This window comes from Pseudomonas sp. NFIX49, assembly GCF_900115915.1.
Taxonomy (GTDB): domain Bacteria; phylum Pseudomonadota; class Gammaproteobacteria; order Pseudomonadales; family Pseudomonadaceae; genus Aquipseudomonas; species Aquipseudomonas pharyngis.
In genome coordinates, this window is record NZ_FOYE01000003.1 from 14,502 (window position 1) to 35,864 (window position 21,363).

Annotated in this window: 2 protein-coding genes; both read right to left on the reverse strand. The window is 63.9% G+C overall.

From position 1 onward, the window contains the following. Nucleotides 1-20: 20 nt before the first annotated feature. Nucleotides 21-8,321: a non-ribosomal peptide synthetase gene (locus BMZ46_RS08365; protein ID WP_074687876.1), complete on the reverse strand. Its 8,301-nt coding sequence runs from the start codon at nt 8,319-8,321 to the stop codon at nt 21-23. Beyond that, nucleotides 8,318-21,316 carry a non-ribosomal peptide synthetase gene (locus BMZ46_RS08370; RefSeq protein WP_074687875.1) on the reverse strand — a complete coding sequence of 4,333 codons (12,999 nt, stop codon included), beginning with the start codon at nt 21,314-21,316 and terminating at the stop codon, nt 8,318-8,320. Before BMZ46_RS08370 ends, BMZ46_RS08365 begins: the two co-directional genes overlap by 4 nt. Nucleotides 21,317-21,363 lie beyond the last annotated feature (47 nt).

Here is a 21,363-nt window from a genome sequence, read left to right on the forward strand (position 1 = left end):
TTCCAGGATAAAAACTTCAATCAGGACAACACTTGGCCCGCCGCCACCGTCAGCCCGTCATGCCACCACGCCGCAAGACTGAAGACGTTGGGCGCCTTGAGGATCGTGAAGTGGTTGCCTGGGCCGTACCACACCGCCAGATCCCTGGCCTCACGCTGCCAGCCTTCGAGCATCGCCGCCTGTTCGCGCTGGTTGCCCGAGGCGTCCAGCGTCGGGTCGTCCACCAGCGCCAGACGCACCGGACCGGTGTAGGCCAGCGCCGGCCGATAGACCGTGCGCAGTGCGGTGGCGAACGTGCGCACCGGGCCCTGCATCGCATCGAGTGACGCGCGTTCCGACAGCACACCCGCGCGCACCATCCCCTCGTGCAGCAGGCGCATTTGCGTGCTGTCGTCGGCTTCGGCGAAGGTCAGCGCATCGATGCCCAGGGACTTGCCGCTGGACAGTTGCAGCGACTCGATCAGCCGCAACAGCGCCGCCGTCGTGGTGTAAGGCTTGCCCACCACACTGTTGCCGCCCGGCGATTCACTGTCGATCAGCGTCAGGGATGCCACTTCGCGCCCCGCCGCCTGCAACTGCGCCGCCATGGCGTAGGCCACCCAACCACCGAACGAATGCCCGATCAAATGCACCGGTCCTTGCGGATACAGCTGTTCAAGCGCCCGCCGGTAGAACGTGGCGGCGCTTTCGACCCGGCTGTGCGGCACCGTCGCGCCGTCCAGGCCTCGGGGTTGCAGCCCATGAATCGGCCACTCCGGCCCCAGCGCCTCAGTCAGGTGGAGGAACCCGGTAACACTGTCGCCGGCACCCGGCACGCAGAAAATCGGTGCATGCCCGGTGTGACCGGTCTGAATGGTCAGGATCGGCTGATACGCCGCTGGCGCGGGCGCAGTTGCCGTTTCCAGCGCCTGAGTCAGGGCCTGCCCCAGAGCCTGAACGTGCGGTGCTTTCATCATGCTCTGGTGATCGCCCGGTACGTCGATGCAGTGCAACTCGGCACCTGGCAATTCTTCAGCCCAACCGCGCGTGGCGCTGAGTCGTGACATTTGCGCCGAACGCTCCGTGGCACGCAGCAGATGCAACGGCAGGCCGATCGGGTTGATCCGGTAATGCGCCAACGCATGCCCGTGGGCCACTTCCCGGTCGAGGTAATGCCAGGCATCCGCCGACGAGACAGCCGCCAGTTCGGGCCTGAGCAACTGTTGTTCGTGACAATGGTTGAACAAATCGGCGAACGCCCACTGCTCAAGTTCGGTCTGCAACATGGCCAGACGCGCCAGTGCCTGCTGCCCCTGCGTCTCGCGTCCGGCCCAATGCGCCGTGCAATGCAGAAGCAATTGGCGCTTGTGCACATGTGCATCGTTCCACAGCGCCTTATCCGGATCGGCCAGACGTGGCACGTAGGAGTCGATCAGCCCGACAAACGCCACTGACTCGTCCATCCCGAGCAGTTGCGCCGCGATTTCATAAGCCAGCACGCCACCGAACGACCAGCCGGCAAGCCGATAGGGGCCGTGGGGTTGTCTGGCGCGGATCACCTCGACCAGCCGGGTTGCCAGGCATTCCATGGTGCGCAGTTGCGCCATACCGGGATCGATACCCGGCAAGCCGTAAATCGGGAACTCGCCGCCGATGTACAGGCCCAGCGCCGGGAAATACAGGTCCCGACCACTGAACTCATGCACCAGGAACAACGGCGTGCCCCGCTCGCTTGCCCGCACCACGACCACGCCGTCATGGTGTTGCACAGCGTCATCGCGCTGGCACAACAGCGTGGCAGCAGACTCGACAGTTGGATGCTGGAACAGCTCGGCCAACGAAATCGGCCTGTTGGCCTTCTGCATCAGATCGACGAGCCGCACCGCCAGCAGCGAATGCCCGCCCAGTTCGAAGAAGTTGTCATGGCGGCCTACCCGCCCGACTTGCAACACTTCAGCCCATAGCCCGGCCAGTGATTCCTCAAGAGGATTGGCCGGCGCCTGATAGTCACGCATGACCAGCGCTTGGTGTGTCGGCGCGGGCAAGGCTTTGCGATCGACCTTGCCGTTGTTGTTCAGCGGCAGGCTCTCCAGCACCACCCAGGCGGTCGGCACCATGTACTCCGGTAACCTGGCTTGCAGCAGCGCGCGAAGGGTAGCGCCCTGCAATGCAGGATCGTGCGCCGTGTAATAGGCCACCAGCCGCGTTGGCTCCTGGCCGTCGCGTCGGGCCAGAACCACCGCTTCCTTGACCCCCGGACAGCTCAACAGGCGGTTTTCGATTTCTCCGAGTTCGATCCGGAAGCCGCGAATCTTCACCTGGTCATCATTGCGGCCGAGACATTCCAGTCGCCCCGGCGACTGCCAGCGGACCAGGTCGCCCGTGCGATACATCAAGGCTTGCGGGTTATCGCTGAACGGATCCCGGAGGAATTTCTCGGCACTCAATTGAGGCCGATTCAGATAGCCCAGCGCAACCCCCTGACCACCGATGTACAACTCGCCGGTGACGCCGAACGGCACCGGTTGTTGCCGGTTATCCAGCACATACACGCGGGTATTGCCGATGGGGCCGCCAATCGAAACGCTGTCCGCATCCGCCGCCACCTCACGCACTTCGAAGGTGGTGGCGTACGTCGTGGTTTCGGTCGGGCCATAACAATGCACCAGGCGCAGGTCCGGTGCTTCGGCGAGCAGCTTTCGAAACGCTGCCGGATCGCCACGCTCCCCACCGCACAGCAGGATGCGCAGCCTTTTGAGCGCTTCGGGAATCAATTGCACATACTGATTGAACAATGCGGTGGTGACGAAGAGGATCGTGGCCCCGCACCGGCTCAGCTCCCGGCCGAATGCCTGTGGGTCGAGCAAAATCCCATGATCGATCACGGCCACCTGGCCACCGTTGAGCAAGGCGCCCCAGATATCCATGGTGCTCGCGTCGAACGCCGGGTTCGAAGCGAATGCCACCCGGTCCCTCGGGTTGAAATCGGCGTAGCCGCAATCGATCACAAGGCGGGTAATGCCGCGATGCGGCACCATGACCCCCTTCGGCGTGCCCGTGGAGCCCGAGGTGTACATGATGTACGCCAGCGCCTCCGAGGACTGAGGCAGATCCGGGTTGTGCGAAGGACTCCCGGCAAGCGCCAGGGTATCCAGATCCATTCGTCGCACCGGGTACTCGAAGGCCTGATCGCTGCCGGTCAACAGCGCGACCGCCTGACAATCCTGCACCATGAATGCCTGACGCTCGGCGGGTGCGTTGATGTCCAGCGGCACATAGGCCGCCGCACACTTGATGATCGCCAACTGCGCAATCAACAGTTCCAGCGAGCGTGGCAACAGAATCGCCACATGATCGCCAGGCCGTACACCTTGAGCGATGAGATGATGAGCCAGGCCGTTGGCGCTGCGGTTCAGTTCTGCGTAACTCAACACCTGCGTCCCGTGCACCGCGGCAACGGCCTGCGGATGCTCGGCGGCCTGCATCTCGAATACACGGTGCACGGTCAGCGCTTGCGGACTGTTCCGCGCGGTGGCGTTGAATTCGTCGAGCAACTGCGTGCGTTCCTGATCCTCGATTATCTGCGCGTGTTCCAGCACTGCCTGGTCGTTGTTGACCATGGCCTGCAACAAGCGCTGGAAATAACCGACATAACGCCGTGCCGTCGCCTCATCGAAGAGCGCTGTGGCGTACTCCATCCAGCCATTTATCCCGTTCGGCGATTCACCCAGGGTCAGGGTCAGGTCGAACTTGGCGAAGTGACTCGGCTCCGCCACCGCTTCCAGGGTCAGATCCCCCAGCGCCAATACCGGCCCGTCGCTGTTGCGCCAGTTGAACATGGTCTGGAACAGCGGGCTGTGGGCCAGGCTGCGGGCCGGTCGGGCGATTTCCACCACTTGCTCGAAGGGCAGGTCCTGATGGGCCTGGGCCTGCAGGGTCAGCGCCTTGACCCGCGCCAGCAGCGCTTCGGTGCTCAACTCACCGGAAGTATCAATGCGTAACGCCAGGGTATTGACGAACAACCCGATCAATCCGTCGATTTCGGCCCGGAAACGGTTGGCCACCGGCGAACCGACCACCACGTCCGATTGCCCGGCCAAACGACTGAGCAGCATCGCCCACGCGCTCAGCATCGTCATGTACAGCGTCACGCCATGGCGCTGGCTCAAGGCTTTGAGGCCGGCGCTCAAGCGCTCGTCCAGGCACACTTCGACGCTGCTGCCGGCGTAATCCTGTTGCGGTGGTCGCGGTCGGTCGGCAGGCAACGTCAGCAAGGCTGGCGCATCGGCCAGCGTGCGTTGCCAATAATCGCTCTGGCGCTGCAAAACCTCCCCGCTCAGCCAGCGTCGCTGCCAGACGGCATAGTCGGTGTATTGCAACGCCAGCAGCGGCAAAGGGTCCGCCAACCCCTGACTGAAAGCCTGATACAACGCCATCAGCTCGCGGGTCAGCACCTCCATCGACCAACCGTCGGAGATGATGTGATGCAAGGTGATCAGCAACACATGGTGATCGTCGGCCATACGCACCAGCCGTCCGCGAATCAACGGATCATCCTGCAAGTCGAACGGGCCGGAAGCTTCCCCCTGAATCAGCGCCTGCAAGGCTTCATCGGCCTGCGGGTGCTGGCGCAGGTCCTCGACCCGCAGCAGCACACCGCTGTCGGGCGGAGTAATCAGCACCTGGGCTTCGCCGTTGTACGGCGTGAAACGGCTGCGCAGGCTTTCGTGGCGGGCGACAATCCGGGCCAGCGCCCGCTGTAGCGCATCGGCGTCGAGCACACCGCGCAGACGCAGACCGATCGGAATGTTGTAAGCGGTGTTGGCACCTTCCATCTGCGCCAGAAACCAGAAGCGCTGCTGGGAAAACGACAGCGGCAATGCGCCTTCCCGTGGCACCGGCAGGATCGGCGGCTGCGTCGAGCGTCCGGCCTGGGCAAGCGACTGCGCCACCGACGCCAGCTCGGCATTGGCGAACAACTCGCCGAGCGCAAGCTCCACGCCCAGCCGCTGACGCACTTGCGCGACCATGCGCATGGCCAGCAACGAATGGCCGCCCAACTCAAAGAAATGATCCTGACGCCCTATCCGTTCGACCTGCAGAACCTCGGCCCAGATCTGCGCCAGCGTGCATTCGAGCTCACCTTGCGGCGCCTCGTATTCACGAGTGAGCAGCGCCGTGCGCTCCGGCAACGGCAAGGCCTTGCGATCCAGTTTGCCATTGGCGGTCAGCGGCAGGCTGTCGAGTCTGACGAACGCGACTGGCACCATGTACTCGGGCAACTGGCCCAGCAAATGCTCGCGCAGCTGCGCTACCGCCAGTGGCTGCACCTGGGCCTGCTCGGTGAAATAAGCCACCAGCCGTGGTTGTCCAGGCTCATCTTCACGGGCCAGCAGCACCGCTTCCTGAATGCCGGGAAGCTGGTGCAGACGGCTTTCGATTTCCCCCAGTTCTATACGCATGCCGCGGATTTTCACCTGGTCATCGTTGCGCCCCAGGTATTCGATTGTCCCGTCCGGGCGCCAGCGGGCAAGGTCGCCGGTGCGATACAGACGCGCATTCGGGCGTTGACTAAACGGGTCCGGCAGAAAGCGTTCAGCGGTCAGTTGCGCACGGTTCAAATAGCCGCGCGCCACGCCTGCGCCACCGATATACAGCTCGCCGGCCACCCCGATCGGCACCGGACGCTGTTGCTCGTCGAGCAGATACACCGAGGTATTGCTCACCGGTTTACCGATGTGCAGCGCCTCCCCCGCCTCGATCCGTCCGGATGTGGCAACGACGGTGGCTTCGGTCGGGCCATAGTTGTTGATCACATCGAAATGCTGATTGCGCGAAAACTGACGCAAGCGGTCGCCGCCGATCAGCAGGGTACGCAATGTCGGGTGCTCGAGATGCCGGCTGAAGGCGTATTCGGCGACGGGAGTCGGCAGGAAACTCACGTCCAGCGGTTGCGCGCACCACCAGGCCAGCAGCCCGTCGACGTCTTCACCGCCGTCCTGCGCAGGCGCCAGGTGCAGGGTCGCGCCGACGCACAGAGCTGGCCAGACTTCCCATGCCATTGCGTCGAAGCCGAACCCGGCCAGACTCGACGTATGGCGACCGGTACGCAGGTCAAAGGCGTTGCAGTGCCAGTCGACCAGATTGGCCAGTGTCTGGTGTTCGACCATCACCCCCTTGGGCAAACCGGTGGAGCCCGAGGTGTAGATCACATAAGCCAGGTTCGCCTCGGACAGACCTGCTACCACTGGGTTTGCGTCATTGCCTGAGCGCCAGGTGCGCGGGTCGAGATCGAGTACCGGCAGCTCCTGTCCCGGCAGCCGTGCGAGCAGGTCACTCGAGGTCAGAATCGCCACTGGCTCGCAATCGCTCAGCAGATAACTCAAGCGTTCGGCCGGATGCGCGGGGTCGATCGGCACATACCCGGCGCCTGCCTTGAGGACAGCGAGCAATCCGGCCAGGGTATCCAGCCCTCGCCGGGCGACGATGGCTACCCGGTCATCCGGCTGCACACCCAGATCGATCAAGCGATGCGCCAGAAGGTTGGCCTGGCGGTTCAGTTCGTGGAACGTCAGTTGCTTGTCCAGGTGCACCGCCGCCAGCGCTTGCGGTCGCGCGACGACCTGCGCCTCGAAGCGTTGATGAATGGTCTGTCCGCGAACGTATTCGACATTGCTGGCGTTGAACCCCGTCAACAACTGTTCGCGCTCCAGGCCGGGCAACACCGACAGTTGACTCAACGGCGTATCCGCCGCGTGCTCCAGCGCCTGCAACAGGTTTTCCATGGCACACACCATATAGCCGCAGATCCGCTGCGCTTCGACTTCACGGGTGGCCAGCAGCGTCAGGCTGAAGTGATCGCCAAAGTCATCGATGCTCAAGGTCAGCGGGTAATTGGTGCGTTCCTCCGCATGCAGGACGCTGATCCCCTCCCAGGCCGAGAGCGCTTCGGCACTGGCATTGGCACTTGAGGTGCTGTGCCGATAATTGAGCAGCGAACTGAACAGCGGCGATGACCCGACCACCCCACTGCAGCGCTGGGCCAGCACCAGCGGTGCGTGCTCATGGCGCATCAGGCTGGTCAGACGTGCATGGGTGGCCTTCACCGACTCATTCGCTGCCAGCGCGCTGACCTCGACCCGGAGCGGCAAGGTGTTGATGAAAATGCCCAGCGCGCGGTCGGTCGACTCCGCCCCTTGCATTCGCCCCATCAGCACGGTACCGAACACAACGGCGGACTTGCCGGTGAGTGCATTCAGGACCTGCCCCCAGCCGAGATGGAACAGACTCGCGACACTCACCCCGAGCGAGCGGGCACTGGCTCGCAGGCGCTGCCCCAGCAACGGGTCAAGTGGCACACCGCACTCTTCGATGTCGCTGCCGTCGCCATGCACGCCCTGCAGGCCGAACGGCAACGTCGGCTCGTCGATGTCACCGAGCATCTCGCGGAAAAACGCCTCGTGCTCGGACTCGCTGATGCCTAGCCGCGCCTGGGCGACATAATTGCGAAACGGTACGGGCACTCCCAGTCTGGTGCTCTGTCCTGACAGGCACGCCTGCATTTCCTCGCTGACCACCGCGAGCGCCGAGTGATCCATCGCCATGTGGTGAAACAGCAACATCGCGACGATACGCCCGGTCTCTGAATCCCGGGCATGAGCCAGGCGCAATAGCGGCGCACGTGTCACGTCGAGACGGAAATGCCGGGCGTCGAATCGCGCATGCAACTGCTCAAGGACATCGCCCTCAGCCGCATCAAGCTGCACGTTCTCCAAAGGCAACTCGACACTTCGCAGGACGACTTGCACCGGCGTGTCCAGTCCTTCCCAGACGATGGCGGTGCGCAGAATGTCGTGGCGCTCGATGACAGTCTGCAGAGCCCGAACGAATGCCTCGAACCGCTCGGGTCCGCTGAACGCGAATTTCGCCTGCATCACATACGGATCACCCTGTGCAGCGCTCGCGTGGTGGTAGAGGATGCCCTCCTGCAACGGCGTCAGTGGATAGATGTCCTGGACATTGGCGCCGCCGCCAGGGATCTGCGCGACAATTTGATCGAGGGTGTCCTGGCTCAGGTCAACCATTGTCAGCATCGCCGGGGTGACCCGTGTTGTGCCCGGTGAAATGCCATTGACCGGCACTGCAACCTGCCCTTCCCGTGCGGGCGAGTAACTGCCCGCCTCGATCAGCTCGATCAATGCCGGCTTGTGCTCGCGCAATGCGGCCAGCAAAGCCGGTTCACTCAGGGCCTGCTTGTTGCCATTGACCCGTAATTGCCCGTCCGTGATTGCCAACTGGATGTCTTTTGTCTTCAGCGTCGCCAACAGTTCATTCAGGTTCACAGGACGATCTCCATTCTTTCCGTGATGGCTGCGTAACCAGCCAGAGTCGGTTGCTCGAACAACGTCCGGACATCGGCTTCGATACCTGCCTGTTGCAGGCGCCCGATCAGGCTGACCGCCAGCAACGAATGCCCTCCCAGCTCAAAGAAATGGTCTTGCCGCCCGACGCGCTCGACTTTGAGCAATTCGCACCACAGTGCCGCGAGGAGGATTTCTATCTCGCCGACCGGCGCTTCGTATTCGCGAATGCTGACTGCAGCCGAATCCGGTGCGGGCAGCGCCTTGCGATCGACCTTGCCGTTGGGGCTCAGCGGCAGGCTGTCGAGCGCGACGAATGCCGACGGCACCATGTAATCGGGCAAGCGTGCCAGCAAGTGTTCGCGCAACGCCTCGATCCCCGGCTGCCCGGCTTCGGCGTGCCACGTGAAGTACGCCACCAGACGCTCATCACGCACCAGCACCACGGCTTCGCGCAGGGCTGGATGGCTGAGCAGTTGCGCTTCGATCTCACCCGGTTCCAGACGCAAGCCACGCAGCTTGACCTGGAAGTCGTTGCGCCCGATGAATTCGAGCTGGCCATCGGTGCGATAGCGCACCCGGTCGCCCGTGGCGTACAGCCGATCGCCGGCCACGAACGGGCTCGGGATAAACCGTTCGGCCATCAATTGCGGCAGGCCCAGATAGCCCCGCGCAACCCCGGCACCACCAATGAACAACTGACCGATCACGCCCATCGGCACCGGCCGCTGAGCGGCATCGAGGACATATAGACGGGTGTTGTTGATCGGCCGTCCGATCGGCAAAGCACTGTCCGGCACCGGCATCGACGGTTCCAGCGTCCACACCGTGCTGTCGACCGTGGCTTCGGTCGGGCCGTAAACGTTGTGCAAGCGCACTTGCGGCAAACGCTCGCGCACAAGGCGAGCCAGCGCCGGCGTCAGGTCACCGCCGCCACAGAACACGTCGGTGAGGCTGCTGCACTGGCTGACGTCGTCCTGCTCGAGGAACTGTTGCAACAACACTGGCACGAACTGGATCACGCTGATCCGCTGCTCGCGAATCACCCGCGCCAGATACGCCGGTTCGCGGTGTCCGTCAGGACGTGCCAGCACCAGACGCAGGCCAGCGCTCAGAGGCCAGAACAGCTCCCAGACCGAGGCATCGAAACTGAACGGGGTTTTCTGTAACAGGGCGCCGTCGGCCACGGCGGGACACAGCTGCGAACTCCAGTGCAGCAGATTGCCTACGCCATGATGCTCGACCATCACGCCCTTCGGCGCCCCCGTCGAGCCGGAGGTGTAGATCACGTAGGCAAGGTTCGAGGCGCTCAGGCCCGGCACTTGCGGGTTGTCCTCCGGGTTGGATGTCCATTGCGCCTGATCCAGATCGATCACCCGCGCGGTGCTCTCGTCGAGCAAAGCGCGAGTCGCCCCATGCACCAGCACCGCTACCGGCGCGCTGTCCTTGAGCATGTAATCCAGACGTTCCGCCGGGTACGCCGGGTCCAGTGGCACATAGGCACCGCCGGCCTTGAGGATGGCGAGCAGACCGACGATCAGCTCCAGCCCGCGCTCGACACAGATCGCCACCCGCGAATCCGGCCCCACGCCCAGCTCACGCAGGTAATGGGCCAGGCGATTGGCCTGTGCGTTGAGTTCGGCGTAGGTCAGCCGCTGCTCACCGGCCTGCAACGCGATGGCTTGCGGCGTGCGTTGCACTTGCGCCTCGAACATAGCGTGAACGGTTTGCTCCAGATCGTCGGCGGTGCCGGTGACGTTAAGGTCGTAAAGCACCCGCTGACGTTCTGCGCCGTCAAGGATCGGCAAGCGGTTCAGCGGCTGATCCGGAGCCTGCTCCAGAGCATCCGCCAGTTGCTCCAGCGCGGTCTGCATGTAGTCGCAGATCCGCTGCGAGCCGATGCTCGCCGGGGTCATGGCGGTGAGCACGAACCCGCTGCCCAGATCATCGACGCCCAGACTCAGCGGATAGTTGGTGCGCTCTTCGCTGCTCAGGGTCTCGATGCCCTGCCAGGCCTGACGCCGGTTTTGCTGTTGCGCCGCGTCGGCGCTGTGCCGGTAGTTGAGCATCGAACTGAACAGCGGTGACGGCGCGGCGACGCCACTGCAACGCTGGGCCAGCGCCAGCGAGGCGTGTTCATGACCGAGCAGCGCGCTGAGCCGCGCATGCGTCGCCCGAGCCCCATCACGCACCGGGGTTGCTCCCAGATCGACCCGCAGCGGCAAGGTGTTGATGAACATCCCCAACGCCCGGTCGGCCCCCTCGCCGCCCTGCATCCGGCCCATCAGCACCGTGCCGAACACCACCCGCTCCTGCCCGGATGTCGCCGTCAGCACCTGCGCCCACGCGAGATGAAACAGGCTGGCCACGCTGATGCCCAGTTGCCGCGCGAGACTGCGCAGACGCTGGCCGGTGGCGGCGGTCAGGGCCTGTTGCGTTTCCTCGATGTCGCGACCGTCTCCCTGCACATCCTGCAAACCGAACGGCAGGGTCGGCTCGTCGATGTCGCCGAGCATGTCGCGGAAGAACGCCTCGTGCTCCTGCTCGCTGACACCCAGCCGCGCCTGCGCTACGTAGTTGCGGTAAGGCACGGCCGCGCCCAACGAAGCTTCATGCCCTTGCAGGCAGGCGAGCATTTCTTGCTGCACCACGTCCAGCGCGGTGTGATCGAGCACAAGATGGTGGAACAGCAACATCGCAAGCACCCGGTCGTGTGCCCGATCACGGGCATACACCAGACGCAGCAACGGCGCCTGGCTGATGTCGAGCCGGTAGTGCCGGGCATCGAAACGCCCGTGCAATTGCTCGAGGATGTCGCCATCCGCCGGATCAAGCACGATCTCCTGCACTGGCAGATCTGCGTGACGCCAGACCACTTGCATCGGCTCGGCCAGTTTCTGCCAGATCACTGCCGTACGCAGGATGTCGTGACGGGCAATGACCTGGCGCAGCGCCGCCGCGAACGCTTCCACACGCTCGACGCTGTCGAAGGCCAGCCGCGATTGGAGCAGGTACGGGTCGCCCTGCTCCGCGCTCAAGTGATGATAGAGGATGCCCTCCTGCAACGGCGCCAGCGGATAAATGTCCTGCACGTTGGCGGCGCCACCCGGCACGCTGGCGACGATCCGGTCGATGCTCGACTGATCCAGCTCGGTCAGGCTCAGCAACTCCGGAGTGATGCGGGTGCAGTCGGCAGGAATGCGGTTGGCCGGCACTTCGATCTCACGACCGCTGCCCACTGCTGCGGCCAGGGCTGCCAGGGTCGGCTGGCTGAACAGCACACGCACGTCGGTGTTCAGGCCGATCTGGCGCAGGCGTTCGATCAGACTCACGGCCAGCAACGAGTGGCCGCCCAGTTCGAAGAAGTTGTCGTGGCGACCGACTTTTTCCAGCTTCAGGACATCGGCCCAGATCTGCGCCAGCGCGGTTTCCACCGGGCCTTGCGGGGCTTCGTATTCACGGCTGAGCCAGGCACTTTGATCCGGCTCCGGCAAGGCCTTGCGGTCGAGTTTGCCGTTGGCGGTCAGCGGCAAGGTGTCGAGTCGAACGTAAGCCGCCGGGATCAGGGCTTGCGGCAAGCGGGTTTGCAGATGATTGCGCAGGGCTTCGATATCGGTCGGGGCTCGCTCGGTGAACCACACCAGCAACTGGCCGTCGCGTACCAGCGCCACTGCGTCCTGCACTGCCGGATGTGTGGTCAGGGCGGCTTCGATTTCTCCCAGTTCAACCCGCACGCCACGCAGTTTCACCTGATCGTCATTCCGGCCCAGGTATTCGATGTTGCCGTCCGCCAGCCAGCGTGCGAGGTCGCCGGTGCGGTACATGCGCCCTTCGTTGAACGGGTCATTCAGGAAGCGTTCGGCGGTCAGTTCAGGACGGTTCAGGTAGCCCCGCGCCACACCGGCGCCGGCGACATACAACTCCCCCGTCACACCTACTGGCACCGGACGTTGCTGGTCATCGAGCAGATAGATTCGGGCGTTGGCTATCGGCCGGCCGATGTGCAGCGGTTGCCCGACTTCAACCGAACCCGAGGTGGCGACCACTGTGGCTTCGGTCGGGCCATAGTTGTTGATCACCGCAAAGCGCTGCTCACGATTGAACTGCCGCAGCTTGTCGCCGCCGATCAGCAAGGTACGCAGGGTCGGGTGTTGCAGTTCGCGGCTGAAGGCATATTCGGCCACCGGCGTCGGCAGGAAGCTGACCTGCAACGGCTGCGCCCGCCACCAGTCGAGCAGTTCGTCCAGGTGCTCGTTGCTCACCGATTCCGGCGGCAGGTGCAACGTCGCCCCGACGCACAACGCCGGCCAGACTTCCCACGCCATCGCATCGAAGCCGAACCCGGCCACGCTGGCGGTGTGACTGCCGGCGTGCAGGTCGAAGGCTTCGGCGTGCCAGTGCACAAGGTTTTCCAGGGTCGCGTGTTCGACCATCACGCCTTTCGGCTGGCCGGTGGAGCCTGAGGTGTAGATCACGTAGGCCAGGTCGTCCGGCGTAAACTCGGCAACCTGCGGATCAGCAACCGACAGGTCTTGCCAGGTCTCATGGGCAAGATCAATCACAGGTACGCCAGCCTGATTCGGCAAAGCTACATCGCGAACCAGTACCACCCTCGGCGCACTGTCGGCCAGCATGTAAGCAATTCGCTCGGGCGGATAAGCCGGGTCGACCGGTACATAAGCGGCGCCGGCCTTGAGGATCGCCAGCAAGCCGACCAGCATGTCCGGGCTGCGTTTGAGACAGATCGCCACTCGTGTCTCGGTAGTGACCCCCAGCCCCTGCAGATGATGGGCCAGGCGATTGGCGCGCTGGTTCAATTGCCTGAACGTCAGGCGCTGCGTGCCCGCCTGAACCGCCACGGCATCCGGCGTCCGCGCAACCTGCGCTTCGAACAGACGATGAACACCTTGCGCTGACGGGTAAACCGCCGTGCTCGCGTTGAAGTCGCCAAGCAGCTGCGCGCGCGCCGCCGCTGACAGGACGTTGAGACGTTCAAAGGCCTGTCCGGGGTTGTCAGCCAACGCTGTCGCCAGCTCTGTCAGAGCGCTGTGCATCAGCTCGCAGACCCGCTGCGCCCCCACATGATCCGGAGTCAGCACCGACAGATTGAAGCCATCGCCCCGGTCGTTGATGCTCAAGGTCAGCGGATAATTCGTGCGCCCGTCCTGGGCCAGGAATTCGATGCCTTGCCAGACCGGGTCAACCGTCTGTCGCGCAGCGTCGTGGCCGCTGTGTCGATAGTTGAGTACCGCGCTGAACAGCGGCAAAGGGGCGGCCACGGCGCTGCAACGCTGAGCCAGTGCCAGCGACGCATGCTCATGTCCCAGTAAAGCCGCCAACCGCTCATGAACCGTTCGAACCGCTTCGCTCACACTTTGCCCGGCAACTTCCACGCGCAACGGCAAGGTGTTGATGAACATCCCCAAAGCCCGATCCGCGCCCTCGCCGCCTTGCATCCGCCCCAGCAGCACGGTGCCGAACACCACGTCCCGGCGTCCGGAAGTCGCCGCCAGCACCCGCGCCCAGGCGAGATGAAACAGGCTTGCGACGCTGACCCCGTATTGCCGCGCCTGTCGGCGCAGGTGCCGATTCAATTCCACCGGCAGCGCCAGCGAATGCTCCTCGATGTTGCGGCCGTCGCCCTGTACGTCCTGCAAGCCGAATGGCAGGGTCGGCTCGTCAATATCACCGAGCATCTCGCGAAAGAAGCTTTCGTGTTCTTCCTCGCTGATGCCTTGGCGAGCCTGATGTACGTAGTTGCGGTAGGGCGCGGCAGGCGGCAAAGACTCAACCTGCCCCGGCAGATACAACTGCATTTCCCGGCGAACCACCTCCAGTGCGGTGTGATCCAGCACGACGTGATGAAACAACAGCACACCTGCCACCCGGTCACGCAGCGGATCTTCGGCATATACCAGACGGATCAGCGGTGCCTGACCGAGGTCGAGACGAAAATCCCGGGCATCGAACCGTGCACGCAACTGATGGAGGATATCGCCATCCAGCGGACTCAAATCGACCGATTGCACCGCCAGCTCGGCCTCTCGCCATACCACTTGCTGCGGGCTCGGCAATCCTTCCCAAACCAGACTGGTGCGCAGGATGTCGTGACGCGCAATCACCTTTTGCAAGGCGTTGGCAAAAGCGTGCAAGCGCTCGACGCTGGCAAAGGCCAGGCATGATTGCAGCAGGTACGGGTCACCCTGCTCCGCGCTCAAGTGGTGATAAAGGATGCCTTCCTGCAACGGCGCCAGCGGATAAATGTCCTGCACGTTGGCGGCGCCACCCGGCACGCTGGCGACGATCCGGTCGATGCTCGACTGATCCAGCTCGGTCAGGCTCAGCAACTCCGGAGTGATGCGGGTGCAGTCGGCAGGAATGCGGTTGGCCGGCACTTCGATTTCGCGACCGCTGCCCACCGCAGCCGCCAGGGCTGCCAGGGTCGGCTGGCTGAACAGCACACGCACGTCGGTGTTCAGGCCGATCTGGCGCAGGCGTTCGATCAAACTCACGGCCAGCAACGAGTGGCCACCCAGTTCGAAGAAGTTGTCGTGACGACCGACCTGCTCCAGCTTCAACACATCAGCCCAGATCTGCGCCAGCGCGGTTTCCACCGGGCCTTGCGGGGCTTCGTATTCGCGGCTGAGCCAGGCGCTTTGATCAGGCTCCGGCAAGGCCTTGCGGTCGAGTTTGCCGTTGGCGGTCAGCGGCAAGGCGTCGAGTCGCACGTAAGCCGCCGGGATCAACGCTTGCGGCAAGCGGGTTTGCAGATGGTTGCGCAGGGCTTCGATATCGGTCGGCGCACGCTCGGTGAACCACACCAGCAACTGCCCGTCGCGCACCAGCGCTACTGCGTCCTGCACCGCCGGATGGCTGGCCAGCGCCGCTTCGATTTCCCCCAGCTCAACCCGCACGCCGCGCAGTTTCACCTGATCGTCGTTGCGGCCCAGGTACTCGATATTGCCGTCCGCCAGCCAGCGTGCGAGGTCGCCGGTGCGGTACATGCGCCCTCGGTTAAACGGATCATTCAGGAAGCGCTCGGCGGTCAGATCGGGACGGTTCAGGTAGCCCCGTGCGACACCGGCGCCGGCGACGTACATCTCGCCAGTCACACCCACAGGCACTGGCCGTTGCTGGTCATCAAGCAGATAGATACGAGCGTTGGCCATCGGCCGTCCGATGTGCAGCGTTTGCCCGACTTCAACCGGACCCGAGGTGGCGACCACCGTAGCCTCGGTCGGGCCATAGTTGTTGATCACCGCAAAGCTTTGCTCACGATTGAACTGACGCAGCTTGTCGCCGCCGATCAGCAAGGTGCGCAGGGTCGGATGTTGCAGTTCGCGGCTGAAGGCATATTCGGCCACCGGCGTCGGCAGGAAGCTGACCTGCAACGGCTGCGCCCGCCACCAGTCGAGCAGTTCGTCCAGGTGCTCGTTGCTCACCGATTCCGGCGGCAGGTGCAGAGTCGCGCCGACGCACAACGCCGGCCAGACTTCCCAGGCCATCGCATCGAAGCCGAACCCGGCCACGCTGGCGGTGTGGCTGCCAGCCTGCAGGTCAAAGGCATCGGCGTGCCAGTGCACAAGGTTTTCCAGGGTCGCGTGTTCGACCATCACGCCTTTTGGCTGGCCGGTGGAGCCGGAGGTGTAGATCACGTAGGCCAGATGCTCGGGGGTCAGGTCCGGCAACTGTGGATTGCTGTCCGGCAGATGCTGCCAGGCGTCGCTGTCAAGATTGATCACCGGCACGGCACCCAGCAGGTCGCGAGTGGCCGTCTGTGCCAGCACCGCCACCGGATCGCTGTCCTGCAACAGGTAAGCGATCCGTTCCGCCGGATGTGCCGGATCGACCGGGACATAACCGGCGCCAGCCTTGAGGATCGCCAGCAGCCCGATCAGCATCTGCGGACCCCGCTGCACACAGAGCGCGACGCGGTCGTCCGGTTGCACACCGAGGCCGATCAAGTGATGGGCCAGGCGGTTGGCGCGGCGGTTCAAGCCGTCGTAGCTCAGGCTTTGCCCGCCCTGCACCACTGCCACAGCGTCGGGTTGGCTCGCCGCTCGCGCTTCAAACAATTGGTGCACCACATGGCCGTGGGCAAAGTCGCGACCGGTGACATTGAAACCGACCAGCACGCGCTGGCGTTCGGCCGCCGACAGAATCGACACCTGATTCAATGGCGCATGGCGATCCTGTTCCAGCGCGCTCAGCACATTGTGCAGTGCCGTTTGCAGGTAATCGCAGACCCGCGCGCCATCGACTTCGGGCACTGCCTGCACAGAAAGCCGGAAGCCCTGTCCAAGGTCGTCGACGCTGACCACCAGCGGATAGTTGCTGCGCTCACGAGAATCGAGAATCCGGATGCCTTCCCATCCCGGCGTCGCCGTCTGTTGCGCACTGTGGCGATAGTTGAGCAAGGTATTGAACAGCGGTTGCGAACCCGTCACGCCACTGCAACGTTGAGCGAGCATCAGCGGCGCCTGCTCATGCACCAGCAGTTGCGCCAGACGCTCGTGGGTCGCCCTGACACCCGCCTCCACCGCCGTGGCCCCGACATGGACCCGCAGCGGCAGGGTGTTGATGAACATGCCCAACGAACGATCGGCGCCCTCTCCCCCCTGCATGCGCCCCAGCAACACCGTGCCGAATACCACTTCCTCGCGCCCGCAGACCTGCGCAAGTACCTGGCCCCAGGCCTGATGCACCAGACTCGCAACACTGATGCCCAGCGTGCGGGCCTGTTGGCGCAGGCGCCCGGCAAGATGCTCATCCAGTGCCAGTTCGCTGTCCACGATGTTTGTGCCATCACCGAGTACGTCCCGCAGGCCGAACGCCAGGGTCGGTTCAGCGATGTCGCCGAGCATCTCGCGAAAGAATGCTTCATGGGCCTCGGCATTCGAACCGAGACGGTCCTGAGCGACATAGTTGCGGTATTGCACGGGCGGCGGCAGCACGCCGACTTGCCCGTCAAGGGCGTCGCTCATCTCGGCCACCAACACCTCAAGCGCGGTGTGATCGAGCACGATGTGGTGCAACAGCAGGATCCCGACCCAGCGGTTTTGCAACGGGTCCTCGGTGTAGGCAAAGCGCATCAACGGCGCACGCTGCAAGTCCAGGCGATAGTGTCGCGGATCGAAACGCGCCTGCATTTGCTGTAACACATCACCGTCCTGCGGATCGGCATCCACCCGCTCCAGTGCCAGCGGCGCCGAACGCCACACCACTTGCACTGGCTCGTCGAGGTTTTCCCTGACCACGCTGGTACGCAGGATGTCGTGCCGGGCGATGACACTGTTCAATGCGCGGACGAACGCCTTGATCTGCGCCAGTCCGTCGAAGGCGAACTGCGCTTGCAGCACGTACGGGTCACCGTCGGCAATGGCCAGATGGTGATAGAGGATCCCCGCCTGCAACGGTGCCAGGGCGTAGATGTCCTGCACGTTGTCGATACCGCCCTCGACGGTCTCGACGATACGGTCGATGGCCGCTTGATCCAGCGTGGCCAGCGGCAGCATGTCCGGGGTGATGCGGGTGCAACCGGGTTCGATGCGGTTGGCCGGCACGCTGATCGTGGCGTCCCCTCCCAGCGTCGCGGCGAGTGCAGCCACGCTTGGCTGGCCGAACAGCACACGGACGTCGCACTGCATGTTTTGCTGACGCATGCGCTCGATCAGCTTCACCGCCAGCAACGAATGCCCGCCCAGCTCGAAGAAATTGTCATGCCTGCCCACCCGCTCCAGCCCGAGCAAGGTCTGCCAGATCACAGCGATGCGGGTTTCGATTTCGCCGAGCGGTGCTTCAAATGCCCGCCGGGCGAAGGCTTCGCTGTCCGGCTGCGGCAACGCCCGGCGATCGAGTTTGCCGTTGGCCGTCAGCGGGAAGGCATCGAGGCGCACGAACGCGCCCGGCACCATATGCTCGGCCAGCGATGCCAGCAGGTGATCGCGCAATTGCGCAACGCTCGGTTCGACACCTTCGGCGGCCAGCCAGTAGGCCACCAGACGCGTGTCGCCAGGGCTGTCCTCGCGGGCGATCACCAGCGCATCGCGCACGCCGTCGCAGGCTGCAAGACGTGCCTGAATCTCGCCAAGTTCGATACGGAAACCACGGATTTTCACCTGGTCATCGTTGCGTCCCAGGTATTCGAGTTCGCCCTCCACCGTCCAGCGTGCCAGATCGCCGGTCTTGTACAAACGCGCTTCGGCATGCTCGCTGAACGGGTCGGCAATGAAGCGCTCGGCGGTCAACGCCTCACGATTCAGGTAACCACGGGCAACCCCGGCGCCACCCACATACAACTCCCCGGTCACTCCGGCCGGTACGGGTTCCCGCCGGGCATCGAGGACGTACAGCTGCAGGTCGGGAATGCGCACGCCGATCGGGCTGCTGGCGGTCAGTTGCGCGTCTGCCACCACCAGCGGGCGATAGGTCACATGCACCGTGGTTTCGGTGATGCCGTACATATTCACCAGCCGGGTGCCGGCGTTGCCGACCCGCGCATACCAGGGCTTGAGCGATCCTGGCTCCAGCGCCTCACCACCAAAAATCACCTCGCGCAGCGAATGCTGCAGCGGACTGCGTCCCTGAGCGGCGACCAACTGGCGGAAAGCGCTCGGCGTCTGGTTGAGTACGGTGACACCCGAGCGGCAGAGCAACGCGTAACACTCGTCCGGCGAGCGACTGATGTGTTGCGGCACCACCAGCAACTGTCCGCCGTACGCCAACGCGCCCCAGATTTCCCAGACCGAGAAATCAAAGGCAAACGAATGGAACAATGCCCAGACGTCTTGCCCGTTGAACCGGAACCAATCGTGGGTCGCGCCAAGCAGGCGGGCCACGTTGCGGTGCTCGACCATCACGCCTTTGGGCAGCCCGGTGGAGCCAGAGGTGTAGATCACGTAGGCCAGATGCGCCGGATTCAAGTCCGGGATCTGCGGGTTGAATTCAGGTTCGGTCTGCAAATCGTCGTTATCGAGGTCGATCCGCGGCACGGATAGCCCGGCAATCCGATCCAGAGTCGCGGCCTGCATCAGCACCGCCACCGGCGCACTGTCTTGCAGTGTGAAGGTGATGCGCTCCAGCGGATAAGCCGGATCGATCGGCACATATCCGGCACCCGCTTTGAGCACGCCGAGCAGGCCGGCGATCATTTGCGGGCCGCGCTCGACGCAGATCGCTACCCGGTCATCCGGACGGATGCCAAGGGCGAGCAAACGATGGGCCACCTGGTTGGCCTGTCGGTTGAGTGCTCCATAGCTGTAAGTTCGTCCCTCGAACAGCAACGCGACCGCCTCGGGCCGAGTGTGCGCATGCGCTTCGAACTGCTGATGGATCAAAGGCGTATCGGGAAACGTCGCCTTCGGTGAATTGACGCCATACAGCCAGTGCTCACGCTCGGCGGGCGGCAGGATGTTGAGGCTGTGCAATGCGGCTTGCGGGTTGTTCTGCAGCGCATCGACGAGACTTGCCAGTGCCGTGCGCAGGTAACCGGCGATGCGTGAGGCGCCAAGCGTCGCGTCGGCCAGCACCGTGATGCGCAGGTCTTGACCGAGGTCATCGATGTTGACGGTCAGCGGGTAATTGGTGCGCTCGCGGGCACCCAACACGCGCACCCCCGGCGACAGCTCGATCACTTCGGCGACTTCCTCCACGCTGCTGTGGCGGTAATTGAGCATGGCGCTGAACAGCGGCGTCGGGACCGCCACGGCGCTGCAACGCTGGGCCAGTGCCAGGGACGCCTGCTCATGGGCGAGCAGCGCGGTCAGGCGCCGGTGCGTCGTCAGCACGCCGTCATGAACGCTCGACGCGCCGACATCCACCCGCAAAGGCAAGGTATTGATGAACATCCCCAAGGCCTGTTCGACACCGTCAGCCGCGTTCATCCGTCCCAACAGAACGGTGCCGAACACCACCGCCGAGCGCCCGCACAGCTGACCCAGCACCCGCGCCATGGCCAGGTGCATCAGGCTCGCCACGCTCACCCCCGATTGTCGCGCGTGAGTACGCAGGCGCTGGCTCAGATCGCTGTCGAGCATGCACGAGACTTCCTCGATGCCCTGCCCGTCACCTTGTACATCGTGCAAGCCACCGGGCAGTGTCGGCTCGTCGATGTCGCCGAGCATCTCGCGGAAAAAGTCTTGATGCGCTTGCTCATCCGACCCCAGACGTGCCCTCGCCAGGTGGTCGCGAAACGGCACCGCCCTCGCGACTTCGGCATCGCGGCCGGACAGGTAGGCCTGAATTTCCCGGCGCACCACATCGAGCGCGACGTGATCCATGATCATGTGATGGAACAGCAACAATGCGACCACCCGGTCGTTGACCGGATCCTCGGCGAACACCAGCCGCAGCAACGGGGCCTGTTGCAGGTCGAGGCGGAAGTACTGCGGGTCGTGGCGTGCCAGCAATTGCGCGAGTACGTCCTCGCGGTCATTCAGATCGACTTCCTCACAGACCAGCGGGGCTTCACGCCAGACCACCTGCACAGGTTCGTCCAGATGCTCCCAGAGGATGGAGGTGCGCAAAATGTCATGGCGCTCGATCACCCGACGCAACGCTTCGGTGAATGCCTCCAGCCGTTCGCGACTGTCGAACGTGAACCGCGCCTGCGACACATAGGGATCACCCTCGGGGGCGGAAAGGTAGTGATAAAGCAGCCCCTCCTGCAGCGGAGCCAGCGGATAGATGTCCTGCACGTTCGCCACGCTGCCCGGCACGGTGGCGACGATCCGGTCGATGGCCGACTGATCCAGCTGCACCAGCGGCAGCATGTCCGGGGTGATGCGCAGCGCCGGGCTCGACCAGTCGCCGCCGTGGCTCGCCACCAGTTCCAGCAACTGCGCCTTGTGTTTGGCGAGGCTGTCCCACAATGCATCGTCCAGTGCGTCGTCATCGCCCAGAATGACCAGGTCTTCATCGTCCTGTTGAAGGCGGATCGCATGGGTGGAAATAACAGCCATCAGCTCGCGAAATTGCATGGGGGTAACCTGCTGTAAATTCGGAAAAAAGGAGCGCGCAGCGGCGA

What these genes read in the sequence shown, in the direction of transcription:
- BMZ46_RS08370 (WP_074687875.1), bottom strand. Translation starts at nt 21,316, where the DNA reads ATGCAATTTCGCGAGCTGATGGCTGTTATTTCCACCCATGCGATCCGC.